The sequence below is a fragment of the Spirabiliibacterium pneumoniae genome (assembly GCF_014884995.1).
GTDB classification, from domain to species: domain Bacteria; phylum Pseudomonadota; class Gammaproteobacteria; order Enterobacterales; family Pasteurellaceae; genus Spirabiliibacterium; species Spirabiliibacterium pneumoniae.
On the sequence record NZ_JABMII010000015.1, the window covers coordinates 57,052 to 71,017 of the forward strand.

Consider the following 13,966-nt stretch of genomic DNA (forward strand, 5'->3'; position numbering starts at 1 on the left):
AATGGTGCTATTTTAACACCAAAGTGCGGTTGGTTGGTATAAAAATCCACGCAACCGCACTTTTATCACTAAAAGCGTTTGCTCAGCTCAAGGAAAATGCGGCTTTTGTCGTAGGTGTAAAACGGATGGTTACTTTTCACATTTTGATAGCTCCATGTTAAGCGTGGCGTAATGCCCCACAAGTGCACGCTGCGGTGCCATACGCTGATATTGGCACTGTATTCATCGTCTTTTTGCGCCTCTTCTAAAAACCGCCCTGGCGCTTTGTATTCTCGCTTACCATAACCTAATACCACGCGAGTGGAAAGCCCCCACTGCCACTCTTGCCCCCAGCCAAGGCGTACACCTTTGCGATCGGACGCATCGTCTTTATCGCGCGCGTTATCGCGGCTATAATCCGCTCCCAAAATCCAATACTGATTGCCACTTGGCATATAAAGCAAGGTGTTCGACCACAAATAATTATTGCCATTTAGATGCTTGCGCTCTTGGTAACGCTGCTCACCGTATTCCAATGCGCTGGAAATTTGCCAGTGCGGGCTGAGCCAATAACTGGCATCTAAACGTGCGCCAGAGGTTTTAGAAAATTGTTTCAGCGCATCACCACCGCTAGAACCACCGCCATACCAGCGTTTTTCGAAAAATGGCGTAAGGCTGATTTCACTGCGCGCAGTTTGAAAGCCCACACCAGCACCCACGCGGGCGGTAACTTGGTTATATTTTTTGTTATCCCAATAATATTTACCATAGGCATCACCGCTGAGCTTGGTAAACCAGCCGCCGTGTAGCGACCATTTCTTATCCACGCCAAAACTATAACTCAAGCCTTGCGCGTCTTCACGATCCCACGCATGAAATGGCGTGCCTCTTACATTTAAGGTGGTGCCCGCTTTCGGTGCATTATTAATATTCGGCTCACGCATATAACTAATGCCGCCGTTGAACGACCACGCATCACGCTGATTTAACGCTTGCAAATACTGATCAATGACCTCTTTAGCCTCAGCGGGCAATTTTTCACTGCGCAGTTTTTCAAATTGATCTTTTGCTGCGTCGTTTTCGTTATTTAAGAACAATGCCTGCGCCATTTGAAAACGCACTGGCAGCACCTGCGGATTTTCGGCAAACAATTGGCGATATAGCGCAACCGAACGCGTGTAGTCACCTTTTTCGCGCGCCAAAATCGCCTCGCCCCATTTGATTAACAGCGGATCATGTTTCTCAAAAGTGCGGTACATCGGCAACAGAAGCGCCACGCCGTCTGCATTATTTTGCAATAACGCAGGCACCAAGGCGCGCACCACCAAATCAGGGTGCTTGGCCAGCTCTTCTTTGCTTATCGACAAGGTTTTATCATCGTCTTGACGGGGCACTGGTGGCGCTTTTTGTGGCGCGACAGGGCGTGCCACATCAAGCTGCGTTTCAGGCAAATCTCTCGGCTCAGGCTTGGCCTCTTGAGTTTGCGCCAAGGATGGCATTGCCACAAAAAGTGCGGTCGCTAAAAACGACAAAGGTAATTTTGCAATGTTATACGTCATACTGCTCCCTAAAATAAATAAAGCTATCCATGCGAATAGCTTTATTGTAACAGGTTAAATAAGAATGTTTATCATTTTATTATTTTTGCTTTTCAGCTGCAAACACCACACCCCATTTCTGGTTGTGAGCCTCACCTGCGAGGGATTGGGCTTTATCACCATAAAACTGTGCATTCAGTGGCGCTGTTTTATCTGCATCAGTTTTTAAATCCCAATCAACGGTTGATAACAAATCAGACGATTTTTTAACTGTTGCAGTACCATTAACACCATTTCCAGAAATTTTACCATCAATTTCTACGATGCCCGCAGCAGTCCAGCCTGACACTTTTTTGGAACCAAAATCAACCACGATTGAGGTATCACCAAATTGCGTTTTATCTTGGTTAAAAAAGCCACCTTGAACAAAAAATTGTGACGCTGATGATGAGTAGTATTTAACTACGCCGTCTCTTTCTGTAGGCATAGCTTTTTCATCTGTTGGTGTGCCGTTGTAAAAAGCTACAACTCTGTTATCTGGCGTAATAGCACGACCGAGGATTGCGGCACTCACTTGTTTGTCACTACAGCAAAATGTTGACATTGATGCCAAGCGCCACCCCGCAATTTCTTTGTCTTTGTTATCTCCCGTTGTGGCGATCAAAGGCTCTGATTTTTCAGGCGCAACTTCTAGAATTTTTTGGCCATCAATGGTGATGAACTTGAGATCATTAGAGTCAATCTGTGCATCTTTTACATCGGTATTGCGATAATCATGATTGTAGGTAAATCCTTTACCGTGCATAGTGTTTTTAGCATACGCATCGGCTCGATCTTTTTCCAGCTTAGCCTCATCAGCTTTTTTACGCGCTTCCTCTTCAGCCTTTTTCGCTTCTTCGCGCACTTTTTCTTCTGCGCGTTTAGCTTCTTCTTCAGTTTTTTTAGCAGTTTCCTTCGCTTTATCTTCTGCTTGTTGACCTGTTTCTTCCGCCTTGTTCTCCACTTTCTTCGCGGAATCTTCGACTTTATTGGTCACAGAATCGGTACTGCTGTCGCCGTCACCGCCGCTGCTGCCACATGCCGCCAAAACCAGTGCTGAAAGTGCGGTTAAGCTGAGTTTGATAAGTTTTTTCTCTAACATAAATTTTCTCCTCGTTGATGATCAATAATATGTGTGTAAATGACGCCCCGTTGGCTGTGCAAAGGGCATAACAAAAGCATCAGCAGCATTATGCTGTGATGTAAAAAACATGGGATAAGGGAAAACCAAAAATGGCGCAGGCGAAAAGTGCGCAGTTATGCGGTCGGTCGGTCGGTCGGTCGGTCGGTCGGTCGGTCGGTCGGTCGGTCGGTCGGTCGGTCGGTCAAAATTATCATCGCCTATGTTTGCTTGTAAATAGAGATGCTATATATACTAATGTAAACCGCACTTTGCCGCGAGGAAAAAGTGCGGTTTTTCTGTGACATTGATCACAACTTTTCTAATTTTGCGATATGGGCAATCAGCCACTTTATACCCTGATTTTGAAAGGCAATTTGCAGCCGTGTATTTTTATCTGAGCCTTCCACATTGATGATCGTGCCTTGTCCAAATTTAGCATGCAGCACCTTTTGCCCCACTTTCCACTCACTCTCACAACTCAACGCGCTGACCGCACTTTGATTAGCTTGGAGCGTGCGCATCACGCTGCCACGCAGGCGAATTTCTTGCACACAGGCTTTCGGCAATTCCGCCACAAAGCGGGAGACCGTATGCCGCTCTTCTTTGCCATAAAGTCGACGGCTTTCGGCGTAGCTCAGTGTAAGCGTTTGCATCGCGCGGGTAATGCCCACATACGCCAAACGGCGCTCTTCTTCCAGTCGGCCAGGTTCTTCCAGCGCCATGCGGCTTGGGAAAATGCCCTCTTCCGCCCCCACGATAAACACTCGCGGAAACTCCAAACCTTTGGCAGAGTGCAGCGTCATCATCTCCACACAGGCTTGATGGCTGTCGGCCTGCCCTTCGCCAGCCTCCAGCGAGGCATTGGTCAAAAAGGCGGTTAAATCACTGAGATCTTCGGCTTCATCTGGTTTGATAAAACTGCGCGCGGCAGACACCAGCTCTTCTAAGTTTTCAATCCGCACTTCGCCTTTTTCACCCTTTTCTTGCTGATACATCGCATACAGTCCAGCGTGTTTGATCACATAATCAGTTTGCGCAAACAGCGGCATTTCTTGCGTTTCTTGATCGAGCGCATTAATCAGCTCGGTGAAACGAAAAAGTGCGCTTAGCGCGCGCCCTGCCAGTAAATTGTCCTGATAGGCAAGGGTGATCGCCTGCCACAATGTCACCCCGCGCTCACGCGTAATCTCACGCAGGGTATCTAAAGTGCGGTTGCCAATGCCGCGTGCAGGCGTGTTGACCACCCGTTCAAAGGCGGCATCATCATGGCGGTTGGCAATCAAGCGCAAATACGCCAGCGCATCTTTAATTTCTTGGCGTTCAAAAAAGCGTACGCCGCCATAGATGCGATACGGCACTTTGGCTTGAATAAAGGCCTCTTCCAGCACGCGTGATTGGCTGTTGCTGCGGTATAAAATCGCACAATCGGTGTATTGCCCGCCGTTATCCACCCATTTTTGCACTTGTGAAACCACAAAACGCGCTTCGTCCAGCTCATTAAATGCACAATAAATGCCAACGGGATCGCCCTCCCCGCCTTCTGTCCAGAGCTTTTTACCCAGCCGCTCGGCGTTGTTGGCGATCAATTCATTGGCGGCGCGTAAAATATTGCCCGTTGAGCGATAATTTTGCTCCAAGCGAATGGTTTGTGCTTGCGGATAATCCTGCAAGAAACGTTGAATATTCTCCACCCGCGCACCACGCCAGCCATAAATAGACTGATCGTCATCGCCGACAATCATGACCTTACCCGTGTTGCCTGCGAGTAATTTTATCCACGCATATTGAATGGTGTTGGTGTCTTGAAACTCGTCTACCAAAATGTGCGCAAAACGTTGTTGATACCGCTGCAAAATCAGCGGCTTTTTGAGCCATAATTCATAAGCGCGCAATAAAAGTTCGGCAAAATCCAGCAGCCCCGCACGGTCGCACGCATCTTGATAAATCTGATAAATCTGCACCCACTCGCGTTCTTGATAATTCACGTTATCCAAATGCTGTGGACGGCGCCCTTCATCTTTTTGGTGATTGATATACCACGCGACTTGCTTCGGCGGGAAATATTTTTCATCATAATTGTGCAGTTTCAACAAGCGTTTGATCATACGTTGCTGATCTTCACTATCCATAATTTGAAAATCTTGCGGCAAGTTAGCATCTTGATGATGGGCGCGCAAAATGCGATTGGCGATGCTGTGAAAGGTGCCAATCCACATACTATGATTGCCTTGATAGCTATCACGCTTGAGGGTGGCAAAAATGCGTTGGCGCATTTCGGCTGCGGCTTTGTTGGTGAAGGTGACCGCCAAAATGTCGCCCTCTCGCGCATTTTCCACCGCAATCAGCCACGCAATGCGGTGGGTCAGCACGCGCGTTTTGCCTGAGCCTGCGCCAGCAAGAACCAAATAATTGCCTAAGGGCGCTGCCACTGCTTCGCGCTGATGCGCATTTAATCCGTCTAAGAGTTCTGAAAAATCCATTGCCAACCGCACTTTTACTGGTTATTTATCCAGTGATTATACTGGCTTTTTAACCATAATAAAACGACAAATCTTAAAGTGCGGTCAAAATGGTATCTCTGCGCTGAAGGTAACGCGCTCACCCGTTAAAGGATGGGTGAATGTCAGCTGTTGGGCATGCAACGCCAAGCGTGGGCTTAAGGCTTTGGCAGCAGGGTGGGCATAAAATTTATCACCAATGATCGGATGCCCAAGGGCCAGCATATGCACGCGCAACTGATGCGAGCGGCCAGTGATAGGTGTAAGCTGCACGCGCGCGGTATTATTTGGATAATAATCAAGCACATGGTAAAACGTCGCCGCCGTTTTGCCGACATCAAAATCAATGCGCTGGCGCGGGCGATTTTCCCAATCACAAATCAGCGGCAAATTGACTAGGCCTTCTCTTTCCTGTGGGTGCCCCCACACGAGTGCTTGATAGCGTTTTTGCGTTTCGCGCTCACGAAATTGGCGCTTGAGTTCTTTTTCTGCCATTTTGCTTAAGGCAAACAAAATAATGCCGCTAGTGGCCATATCAAGGCGATGCACAGGCTCGGCAAAGCCAAATTTTTGCTGCACTCGAACGGTAGCACTGTCAGCATATTCCGCACGGCTACCTGGCACCGACAGCAAGCCGCTAGGCTTGTTCACCACGGCAATATGATTATCAAAATAAATCAACTCCAACCACGGTTCAGTCGGTGGGTTATATTCAATCAGCGCCATATTATTCCTTATTACTGACGATTAAGCGCACGCTATCAAGGCGCACGCTGGCCTTATCAAGCGCGCTTGCCATCGCCGCTTTGGCTTCAATTAATGCCGTGATCTCACTGTCACGAATGCTGCGATTGACGGCGGATAATGCCTCAAGGCGCGCAATTTCAGCGTGCATTTGGGTAAGCATGCTCGCTTTTGCCTGCGCTATGATAACCGCACTTTGTGTTTTCGCCAACGCTTGTGCACTTGAACGTGTTTGTTCAATAGCCGATTTGGTCATGCCAATCAGCGTACGCCCCCCCCCTTTCGGCACATCTTTCAGTTGAGATTGCAACGCCGCGTGGGAGACTTTCGCGCTGAGATCATGGCCACGACTGTCAAGCAGCAAACGTATCGGCGTGGGTGGCAAAAAGCGTGTAAGCTGCAAATGCGCAGGCGCTTGACTTTGCAGCACAAACACCCATTCCAGCAAACACGTTCCCACTGGCACGGCTGGGTTAATCAACAGCGCCACCGCACTTTTGCCCAAATCGCCCGCCAGTACAAAATCAATGCCTTGGCGAATCAAGTGGCTGTCCCACGTGAGAAACATTACCTCTTCCCGTGCTAAAGCAAAAGTGCGGTCAAAGGTAACACTCAGCCCCTCTTCTGGTAAGGTGATGAAATCGCTGAGCATATTCTCACCTGCGCGCAGTAAAAAATGCTGGCTACTCAACGGCTCATCGTCAATCCCAAGGCAGGTAAACAGTTGATGCGCGAACGTGCGAAGCTGACTGCTGTTGTCATCTTGTGCGATGTGTTCCGCCAACATTTGCGCCTGCGTGCCACCGCTGGAGTGATATTCCAGCAATTTATCACGCCCGAGTGCCAATGTGGCTTGCAATTGCACACGGCGGGCTTGGGTTTGGGTTATCAACGCCTGCCACTGCGCCTCATCAAGCTCGGCTATCTGTGAACCCCATTCGGAAAACAACGTCTCCCCTACTGGGCAGGTTTGTGCAAAGGCATTCAAGCCATAGTGATACCACTGCACCCAACGCGCTTGTAACGACTGCGCAAAATAGAGCACCACAATGTCAATGCTCGCCCCTTGCCCAATGCGATCAAGCCGCCCGATGGCTTGTTCAAGGCGGTCGGGGTGAGCGGGAATATCAAATAACATTAAACCGCTGGCGCACTGAAAATTGCGCCCCTCCGCGCCAATGGCCGAGCAAATCAGCACGCGCGCCCCTTGTGACGATTGCGCAAAATAGGCCGCCGCTCGATCACGCTCAAGCAAGCTCATCTGCTCGTGAAAGAGCGCGCAACGCGTACCAAAACGAGTGCGCAGAGCCTGCTCAATCGCGATTGCGGTGCTCGCCTGTGAGCATAATAGTAACCATTTTTGCGCGGTGTTTTGTTGCACACACTGCACAATGGCGTCAATGCGTGGGTCAAATTGCCACCATGGCAAAACCCCGTGATAATGCGCCTCGGGGCTGAGTGTGCCTGCCCACTTGGCATATTCTTCTGGCATTGGGAGGGCAAGCAACCGCACTTTTCGCTCAGGAAAGCCTTTGATATTCGCGCGCGTGTTGCGAAATAGAATGCGGCTGGTGCCGTGGCGATCAAGCAACGCATCGATCGTTTCCTGACGCGTCTCCTGCGTTAGCCTAAAGTGCGGTTGCTGCAATAATTGACCAACAGTATCACACTCTTGCTCGCTCAATGGGTGCTCATCAAGTAGCTTATTAATAATTTGCATCACTTGCTGATAGCCTTGCTGCTCTTGCTTAAACGCGTGAATGTCATAAAAGCGGTGTGGGTCAAGCAGTTTCAAGCGGGCAAAATGGCTCTCCAGCCCCAGCTGCTCAGGCGTCGCCGAAAGCAGCAACAAGGCAGGGATTCCACTTGCCAATGTTTCAATTGCGCAATATGGCGCGCTGGGTGAATGTGCGTCGTAGGCGAGATGGTGCGCCTCATCTACCACGAGCAAGTCAATTTCCGCCGCCATTGCCAGCGTCACCCGCTCGGGCTTGGCCAATAACCACGCCAGCGAGCCTATCATCAAGGGCGTTTGTAAAAAGGGATTTGAGCCATCGTCGCTTTCAGCAAGCAAACTAAATGGCAAATCAAAGCGGCGGCGCATTTCAAGCAGCCACTGATGTTGCAAATGCTCTGGCACCATAATCAACACCCGTTGAATTTTTTCACTCAACAGTTGGTGCGCAATAATCAGCCCCGCCTCAATAGTTTTACCCAGCCCCACTTCATCCGCTAACAACACCCGTGGCGCATGGCGCTGCGCCACCTGCTTGGCGATATACAGTTGATGTGGAATCAGCGCTGCCCGCGCGCCACGCAGCCCGCGTAATGGCGATTGAAATTGCGCCTGTTGGGCGTGTAACGCCGCAAGCCGCAACGCAAAAGCTGCATTGTTGTCAAACAGCCCTGATTGCAGCCGCGCGCTTGCCGTACTGAAGGTGAGCTGGTGTGCAAGTTGTGTTTCAACCAAAGTGACAGGCAAGCCGTTATCTTGGCGCGTGCCTGAATAATACAACACCCCATTTTTCACCGCACTTTGCGCCACTGTCATCGTCCAGCCTTGCTCACTTGTCGCCACCTCCCCCACATCAAGCTGCAGGCGTTTCAGCGGCGCACTTTCCATGGCATAGCGCCGATTTTCTTGCGCAAGCGGAAAATATAACTGCACTTGGCGAGGCGAAAGTGCGGTCACCACCCCCAACCCAAGCTGGCTTTCACTTTCACAAAACCAACGCTGCCCTATAGCAAATTGTTGCATAACCGAGTCTTTTTGCTGTTTTTGAGTGGCGGTTATTATAAAGCAAAATCGTGTGCGCTGATATTTTTTGGTGTAGTGAAAAATAAACATCACAATTTCTAAAAAATCACTACGCAAAAATTATTTTTGTGATATATAATTTCCGCACTTAACCATTATGAGGATCAAAATATGACAATGTGGCTACAAAAACTCAAAACTGAGTTATTTTCTGGCTGGACGCCGTTTGAGGCTTTTTGGCTGTTGCTCTTTCTGGCAGCGCAAATTGGCGTCTATATCTACGAACCAGACTCCATTTTGGGCATGCTTTCAGGCATCAGCGGCATTTTGTGTGTGGTGTTTGTTGGGAAAGGGAAAATCAGTAACTACCTATTTGGGCTAATTTTCGCTTACACCTATTTCTACATCTCCCTTTCGCAAGGATTTTATGGGGAAATGACCACCACGCTGTATGTGTATATCCCTGCGCAATTTATCGGCTACTTCTTGTGGAAAGCCAATATGCAAAAAACCACTGGCACCGAACTCATCCAAGCCCGCGCGCTGACGTTCACAGGCTGGTTGACCACCATCGGCATTATCGTGGTTGGCTCCGCGGTATTTATCAGTGTGTTAAAACACTTCGGTGGCAGCTCTGCTTCACTTGACGGCATCTCCACCGTTATCGTTGTGGTCGCCCAAATCTTGATGATTTTGCGCTACCGTGAACAATGGATTTTGTGGATTTTGCTCAATGTCGTTTCCATCGTGTTGTGGATCACCGCCAAAGAGCCAGGCGGATTATCCATCGTTATGATGTACGCAGCTTACCTGCTCAACTCACTCTACGGTTACTACAACTGGACCAAATTGAGCAAACAAGCACGTCTTGCCTAATGAATATAAAGTGCGGTCATCAACCGCACTTTTTGTTTAAAAGCGCAGGTAAAAATCACCTGTCAACTGTTGGTATTCACGGCTATAATCGCCTCCATCATGAATGACTAATGTCTGCTGCGCACATATTTTTTCTTGCAATCCGAAGCGCAACAATACACGGCGAGGCGCTTTTTGTGGCGTGCTTGAAATCACGAGGCGCGCGTGGCAATAAAGCCCATAAACCGCACTTTGTTCTGACAACGCTAAGCCTGCCTCATAAGGCAAAACTAACGCGATTGCCCCTTGCGCACGCAACATTGCTTTCGCACACAATAACCAATCAAGGTGTGAATTAAGCGCACTGTTGCCGACATAGCGCGCCTGCTCACGTCGCGCGCTGCGACAAGGCATGCCCAATGGAAAATAGGGCGGATTGGCGACAATCAAATCAAATGCGTGTAAATGCGCTGGCGCAAAGCGTGCAGCGTCGTCATGGATAACGCTAATCCGCTCCGCCCACGGGCTGCTGGCAACATTCTCACGCGCTTGTTGACAAGCTGTGGGGTCTATTTCAAGGGCAGCAATTGCAAAGTGCGGTTGCCCTTGCAGCCGCTGAGCGAGCATTAAACTCAAGATTCCACAGCCACAGCCCATATCCAACACCGTTTGCACACCATCGAGTGCCACCCAGCTGCCTAATAAAATGCTATCCGTGCCCACTTTCATCGCACAGCGATCATCATCGATAAAAAATTGTTTAAACTGAAAGCTCATCGTCATTTCCACTTATACTGATAAAAAAAGTGCGGTTTGCCGCCAACACCGCTATAATCAAGGCAACAAAAAAGGATACATTATGACAACATTTGATCAATTTGATTTACACCCTGCGTTGCTCAAAGCCATCGCCGCCAAAGGCTACACTCGCCCAATGGAAATTCAAACACAAACCATTGAACCTGCGCTGGATAAACGTGACATTCTCGGCTCAGCACCAACTGGCACGGGCAAAACGGCAGCGTTTTTAATTCCTGCCATTCAACATTTGCTTGATTTCCCGCGTAAAAAACCAGGCGCACCACGCGTGCTTATTCTAACACCAACGCGCGAGCTGGCTCTACAAGTGGCTGAGCAAGCGCAAATTTTATGTCAATTCACCCCCCTTAAAGTAACCACCATTACTGGTGGTGTGGCCTTTATGAACCACGCTGAGGCCTTTAATGAAACGCAAGATATTGTCGTGGCAACGCCAGGGCGACTGCTGCAATACATCAAAGAAGAGCATTTTGACTGTCGTGCGGTGGAAATGCTGATTTTGGATGAAGCCGACCGCTTGCTGGAAATGGGCTTTGGGCAAGATGTTGAAACTATCGCCGCGGAAACACGCTGGCGTGGGCAAACACTTCTCTTTTCCGCCACCCTTGAGGGCGAACTGCTGCATGATTTCAGCGCGCGACTGCTCAACGATCCCGTTGAAGTGGACGCCCAACCAAGCCGACGGGAACGCAAAAAAATTCATCAATGGATGTGCCATGCCGACAGCAAAGAACATAAATTTAAGCTGCTCGTACGCATTATTGACAATGAAAACATTGAACGTGCTATCGTGTTTGTACGCAAGCGTGAAGAAGTGCGCACATTAAGCGAGATGCTGCGCAAACGAAATATCCGCAGCACCTATCTTGAAGGGGAAATGGCACAAACTCAACGGAATAATGCCATTGATAAATTAAAAAATGGTGTAGTTAATGTGCTGGTTGCCACCGACGTTGCCGCTCGTGGCATCGACATTGACGATATTGATTGTGTTTTTAACTATGACTTACCCTACAGCGCCGACACCTACCTCCATCGCATCGGACGCACCGCTCGCGCTGGCAAAAAAGGCGTCGCAGTGTCATTGGTTGAAGGCCATGACTACAAATTGCTTGGCAAAATTCGCCGTTATACGCAAGAACTCATCAAACCGAGAGTAATCGAAGGGCTTGAGCCGCGCACCAAGGCGCCGAAAAACGACGGCAAAAAATCCCCTAGCAAAAAACAAAAAGCGCGCACTAAAGCGAAAAAAGCCGAGAAAAAAGATGCGCAAAAGAAAACCAAAGTGCGCCATCGTGATCGCAAAAATATTGGTAAACCTAAACCCAAATCACAAGCTCAGTAAATATTATGATTAAAGTGCGGTTAATACCGCACTTTGCTTATCACCCCGCTTTTTTATTTATTCAACTTAAAGTCACTGTTGTAAACTATATATATCAAAAATCATAATCTAAAAAGAAATTTGATCAAAAATGATATATTTGTTACTCTCTAATAGGCGTTTGAAATCGCACATTTCAAAATACGATAACAACAATTGGAGGATATCCTATGAAACGTACTTATTTAGCTCTCACACTGGTAGCATCTTTGGGTCTTGCCGCGTGTAGCAGCAGCGACGATGACAAGAGCACAGAAGATCGTATTAAAGATGAGTGGAGTCGTGTTGAGGATCAAGTTAAAGACCAATATAACCGCTTTGAAGATCAAGCCAAAGACGGCATTGAATCAGTCAAACACAAAGTACACTCCATCAAAATTGGAGACAAAACTTATGACTTGACTGCCTCCAAAGGCTCCGATGAGTTCAAAGACTTTAAAGAAAAACAAGACGAGTCAACAACAATCATCTCAAGCAAAGATGATCTTTATAAAAACAGCAGCTTTGGTGTAGTGAAATTTGCTGACCACGGCGCATTCTTTAGCTATGGTGAAGCCACCAAAGCCATGCCAAAAGAAGGTGTCGTAAACTACACAGGTTCTGCGCTATTCTCTAAAGATGGCGAGAAAGACTTGCAAGCAGGTCGCTCAAGCATCAAAGCGGACTTTAAAGACAAAACTATTAAAGGTAACATCACATCAGACAAAAATGATCCTGTTACCTCATTTAGCACCAAAATTGACAACAACGCCTTCAACGGCGATGGCGTAAAAGGTCAATTCTACGGTGATGGTGCCGCAGAAGTGGGCGGTAAATTCCACAAAGGCGGCTACACTGGCGTATTCGGCGCTAAAAAATAAACTGTAACCTCATCACGAAAAGCCACTCTCTGAGTGGCTTTTTTATAATAAAATAATTACATACTCAAAAGCTACTTTTCTCTTTAACATAAATCGTAATAGCAACTATGTGTAACAAATGCCACCGGACTACGAAATTTGAGACAGCCACTTAAAGTGAGAAAATTCAACAGCTTTATTTTTCTCATTTAAAGCAGTTTTTGTACCGTTTAAATCCTCTTTTAACGGTGTTTTAAATACCTCTCCAGCCGATCTAGCTAATTGTTTTAACCAAAATCTGTTGCCCATGCTTCGTTGGGCACATATTACGTAATTGTTCTCTTGGCTCACATTGACCAATACGTCTGGTTACGCCAATGTACTAAATTTATCCTCAACAGATAGCCCAATAATTTTGTATGGCTTTATAAACCTGTCCTAAATCTCGTTCATCAAATTTAATTCTCGCCTCATCAAGGAATGTTTTGAGCTCCTGTTGCGTATTAATAACAGCATCTTAGATGCCATTTAAAAAAGCAGCCGTCACCACCTGCCATATTGGCCACGACTTGAGTCGCCACTTCAAAGAGGCGTGTTGGGGTATCAATCGGGCTCATAATATCTTGCATGTTAGTATTCTCCTAAATAATGTACCCAACAACGGGCAAATACTGGTTTTAACTCTTCAAATAGTTGCTCTAATATCAGGTCACGAAAACATGCCATAGTGCGAAATGCCTGCACGAAAGCGGTTGTAGTGCTCGGTTGGCATATCCACATCAACAAAAAACGTCCAGATAATATCTTTCTTCCACAACATATCTCCTATGAGAAAGAGGAGGTTGTTCATGAATAGTGATGTCGTAGATGCTCTCCTTCGTTCTTTCCGTGATGTAAGGAATGGATAGAGTTCCCAGCGCATTCAATCATCACACTAGACGATCTGATGCAATTTATCGCCGATGACCCACGCTACAAAAAATATTTACCTAAAATGCAAGCCTACCGCGAGCAATGCGGCGTTTAACAAAAAACCGCACTTTGTATCAAAGTGCGGTTTGACTATCCCTCAATATATTATAAATATTGTTTGTTTTTCCAGCATCAAAGAAATGATAACACATTTACTTTAATATTATTTTCGACATTCAATACAAACCAATTACCATTCATACGATCATTTATAGACTGTACTAATAATTACTACACCTTTGGGGATTAACTCCCGATCTACATCCATTGCCTTATAACGGAATTATAGCTGAGAAAAGTGCGGTCATTTCAGGCATAAAAAAACACCTTGTATCGCTACAAGGTGTCTTGTTCGGTAAAACCCGGCGGGGTCCTACTCTCACATGGGGAGACCCCACACTACCATCGGCGTTACAGC

General features: G+C 47.4%; 10 protein-coding genes and 1 pseudogene. 4 read left to right on the forward strand and 7 right to left on the reverse strand.

What is annotated here, in order from left to right:
- Positions 1-68: 68 nt before the first annotated feature.
- The 5 genes from HPC38_RS09415 to rapA form a co-directional block, all read right to left on the reverse strand.
- Positions 69-1,538: a surface lipoprotein assembly modifier gene (locus tag HPC38_RS09415; protein ID WP_235977717.1), complete on the reverse strand. Its 1,470-nt coding sequence runs from the start codon at positions 1,536-1,538 to the stop codon at positions 69-71.
- A 79-nt stretch (positions 1,539-1,617) separates the two neighbouring features.
- Entirely contained in the window at positions 1,618-2,658 is a 1,041-nt protein-coding gene (locus HPC38_RS09420) for a transferrin-binding protein-like solute binding protein (protein WP_208121026.1), read from the reverse strand.
- A 329-nt stretch (positions 2,659-2,987) separates the two neighbouring features.
- Complete coding sequence (uvrD, locus tag HPC38_RS09430) at positions 2,988-5,159, reverse strand: DNA helicase II (RefSeq protein WP_208121027.1); 2,172 nt, start codon at positions 5,157-5,159, stop codon at positions 2,988-2,990.
- A gap of 84 nt (positions 5,160-5,243) precedes the next feature.
- Complete coding sequence (rluA, locus tag HPC38_RS09435; RefSeq protein WP_208121028.1) at positions 5,244-5,903, reverse strand: bifunctional tRNA pseudouridine(32) synthase/23S rRNA pseudouridine(746) synthase RluA; 660 nt, start codon at positions 5,901-5,903, stop codon at positions 5,244-5,246.
- A 1-nt stretch (position 5,904) separates the two neighbouring features.
- On the reverse strand, positions 5,905-8,679 hold the full coding sequence (gene rapA, locus HPC38_RS09440) for an RNA polymerase-associated protein RapA (RefSeq protein ID WP_208121029.1): 2,775 nt from the start codon (positions 8,677-8,679) through the stop codon (positions 5,905-5,907).
- A 177-nt stretch (positions 8,680-8,856) separates the two neighbouring features.
- Between rapA and pnuC the strand changes: the two genes are divergently transcribed.
- The gene (pnuC, locus tag HPC38_RS09445; protein WP_208121038.1) at positions 8,857-9,555 is read left to right on the forward strand and encodes a nicotinamide riboside transporter PnuC; all 699 of its coding nucleotides are present in this window, start codon (positions 8,857-8,859) and stop codon (positions 9,553-9,555) included.
- A 36-nt stretch (positions 9,556-9,591) separates the two neighbouring features.
- Here the strand turns inward: pnuC and HPC38_RS09450 are convergent, their stop codons facing one another.
- Positions 9,592-10,311 carry a tRNA1(Val) (adenine(37)-N6)-methyltransferase gene (locus tag HPC38_RS09450; RefSeq protein ID WP_208121030.1) on the reverse strand — a complete coding sequence of 240 codons (720 nt, stop codon included), beginning with the start codon at positions 10,309-10,311 and terminating at the stop codon, positions 9,592-9,594.
- A gap of 82 nt (positions 10,312-10,393) precedes the next feature.
- On the opposite strand from HPC38_RS09450, the gene srmB reads away from it, so the two are divergent.
- Together srmB and HPC38_RS09460 are read left to right on the forward strand one after the other, a co-directional pair.
- Positions 10,394-11,698, forward strand: coding sequence for an ATP-dependent RNA helicase SrmB (srmB, locus tag HPC38_RS09455; RefSeq protein ID WP_208121031.1), 1,305 nt, complete (start codon positions 10,394-10,396; stop codon positions 11,696-11,698).
- A gap of 209 nt (positions 11,699-11,907) precedes the next feature.
- Positions 11,908-12,597, forward strand: a complete 690-nt coding sequence (locus HPC38_RS09460) for a transferrin-binding protein-like solute binding protein (protein WP_208121032.1) — start codon at positions 11,908-11,910, stop codon at positions 12,595-12,597.
- 482 nt (positions 12,598-13,079) lie between these two features.
- Here the strand turns inward: HPC38_RS09460 and HPC38_RS10550 are convergent, their stop codons facing one another.
- Positions 13,080-13,205 (reverse strand): hypothetical protein, encoded by a 126-nt coding sequence (locus tag HPC38_RS10550; RefSeq protein ID WP_268932829.1) that lies wholly within the window; start codon positions 13,203-13,205, stop codon positions 13,080-13,082.
- Between the two features lie 293 nt (positions 13,206-13,498).
- On the opposite strand from HPC38_RS10550, the pseudogene pyrE reads away from it, so the two are divergent.
- Positions 13,499-13,603: pseudogene (gene pyrE / locus HPC38_RS10495) on the forward strand (orotate phosphoribosyltransferase); the annotation flags it as partial.
- Positions 13,604-13,966 lie beyond the last annotated feature (363 nt).